Annotated in this window: 1 protein-coding gene; it reads left to right on the forward strand. The window is 61.0% G+C overall.

The annotated features are described in order from the left end of the window. Positions 1-147: 147 nt before the first annotated feature. Positions 148-876: a hypothetical protein gene (locus AB0I73_RS41400; protein ID WP_363045532.1), complete on the forward strand. Its 729-nt coding sequence runs from the start codon at positions 148-150 to the stop codon at positions 874-876. Positions 877-1,207 lie beyond the last annotated feature (331 nt).

A 1,207-nucleotide genomic window follows, 5' to 3' on the forward strand; every position in this document is an offset into this window, starting at 1 on the left:
CAGATGCACGGACGAGCAGGCTTCACCCTTCTTCGCCACCGCATCCTCCTCGGATAACGACACGCTCCGTCACCACCGAAAGTGAGACAGGGCCGAACGTTGTTTTACAGTCCCCCTTCACGCTGGCTTCTCTGCCAGCTCGACGAGTTGGAAAAGCTGGCACTCCTCAGCAGCCACCCCCGCAGAGCACTCCTTTGGGCCATCCCGGAACTTCGTCACTACGATCCCGACATCGCGCCGGAGCACCGGCGACGCACCGGGATCCTCGTTCGTCGGGCCTGCGACCTTTGCGGTTGGCGGTCCGGGAGCGACGGCGAGCCCATCTACGTGCACATACGCGGGTTCCACGACGACGTCTGCATCCGACACCGGCGCTGGCTGGGCTGCGGCAAGGTGAACCCCGAAGGACAGATCAGTCTGGAGCACGCTCCCGAAGTCGTCCGGGCCCAGATCGTCCTCAACCGACTGGAGATGAAATACAAGGGCCGAACCTTTGGCCTGTGTTACCAGCTCTGCGAAAGCTTCTGGAGCGAGATAGACCACCGGGCGCTCGCCCGAAAGGACAGCGAAAGCACCTTCGAGCGAATTTACCGTCCGGACCCGGACGACCTCCCGAACAGATTCGGCCCCGTCCAACGATTTCGGAGAGCTGCGGCCTACCCCCACATCGCCCTGCTCATCCAGCTCGTCATGAAACTGGCACTGCAACCAGAACTTGACCGCAAAGCCGAACAGATCACCGGAGGCACCTTCGCCGCCTTCGAACGGTCTTTCCGTCTGGACTACAAGCCCCGCACCACCACAGGCCCGTGGATCCGCGGCAAGTTCAACTCGCTCGTCGAAGCCACGGCCAAATACGCCGCTACCTCGGGTTGAGAGCATCCAAGGGCGGGCTCGCCCATAAGGCAGGCGGGCATCGGGAGCGCAACCAGCGACATACGGAACGGCGGAACGCAAGACACGCCACACGGTGTGCCTTCATGAATTAAGCCGCAAGGCCATGGCTCACCAAGTAAGTCAAGACTTATCTTCAGGGAACTTCGACCGTATGGTGTGGCTCGAATCGAAGGAGCCCCCTGTTGTCGAAAATGAATGATCCCTCTGCGCGTGCGGTTGCATCGGAGCAGGATTATGTGTCCTCCTTATATGAGTTGCTCACCGAGCGGCTTTCCGAGGCGCGAGCACACCGAGCGAATGTGTTGAAGGC

The organism is Streptomyces sp. NPDC050388 (assembly GCF_040655635.1).
GTDB lineage: Bacteria > Actinomycetota > Actinomycetes > Streptomycetales > Streptomycetaceae > Streptomyces.